This is a genomic window from Microcystis sp. LE19-131.1A (assembly GCF_027532015.1).
Classification (GTDB): Bacteria; Cyanobacteriota; Cyanobacteriia; order Cyanobacteriales; family Microcystaceae; genus Microcystis; species Microcystis ichthyoblabe_A.
In genome coordinates this window covers 1-1,028 of the sequence record NZ_JAPZSS010000057.1, presented here as the reverse complement: position 1 = coordinate 1,028, position 1,028 = coordinate 1, and the positions used below count along the sequence as shown (strand labels likewise).

Genomic DNA, 1,028 nt, shown 5'->3' with positions numbered 1-1,028 from the left:
CCCATGACCATTGCTGTCGGACGCGCCCCAGAAAGAGGGCTGTTTGATGCTCTCGATGACTGGCTCAAAAGAGACCGTTTCGTCTTCATCGGTTGGTCTGGTTTACTACTCTTCCCCTGCGCCTTCATGGCCCTAGGTGGATGGTTAACCGGCACCACCTTCGTCACCTCCTGGTACACCCACGGGTTAGCCAGTTCCTACCTGGAAGGCGGCAACTTCCTGACTGTAGCCGTCTCCACCCCCGCCGATGCCTTCGGTCACTCCATCCTCTTTCTCTGGGGACCGGAAGCCCAAGGTAACTTCACCCGTTGGTGTCAAATCGGCGGTTTATGGCCCTTTGTCGCTCTCCACGGTGCTTTCGGCCTGATTGGCTTCATGCTACGTCAGTTTGAAATCGCCCGTTTAGTCGGCATTCGTCCCTACAACGCCCTCGCCTTCTCCGGTCCGATTGCGGTGTTCGTCAGTGTCTTCCTGATGTACCCCCTCGGTCAGTCTAGCTGGTTCTTTGCCCCTAGCTTCGGCGTGGCTGGTATCTTCCGTTTTATTCTCTTCTTCCAAGGCTTCCACAACTGGACCCTCAACCCCTTCCACATGATGGGTGTGGCTGGTATCCTCGGTGGTGCGCTTCTCTGTGCTATTCACGGAGCGACGGTAGAAAATACCCTGTTTGAAGACGGTGAAGGTTCCAACACTTTCCGAGCTTTTGAACCCACCCAAGCGGAAGAAACCTACTCCATGGTCACTGCGAACCGTTTCTGGTCGCAAATCTTCGGCATCGCTTTCTCCAACAAACGTTGGTTACACTTCTTCATGCTCTTTGTCCCCGTGACTGGTTTATGGATGAGTGCTGTGGGTGTAGTGGGATTAGCGCTTAATCTCCGGGCCTATGACTTCGTTTCTCAGGAATTGAGAGCGGCCGAAGACCCAGAATTTGAAACCTTCTACACTAAAAATATTCTGCTTAACGAAGGTCTGAGAGCTTGGATGGCTCCCCAAGACCAACCCCACGAAAACTTTATCTTCCCTGA

General features: G+C 53.4%; 1 protein-coding gene. It reads left to right on the top strand.

What is annotated here, in order from left to right; translation table 11 throughout:
* Positions 1 to 3: 3 nt before the first annotated feature.
* The coding region (psbD, locus tag O9323_RS05110; protein WP_043996166.1) for a photosystem II D2 protein (photosystem q(a) protein) at positions 4 to 1,028 on the top strand (1,025 nt) is incomplete at its 3' end.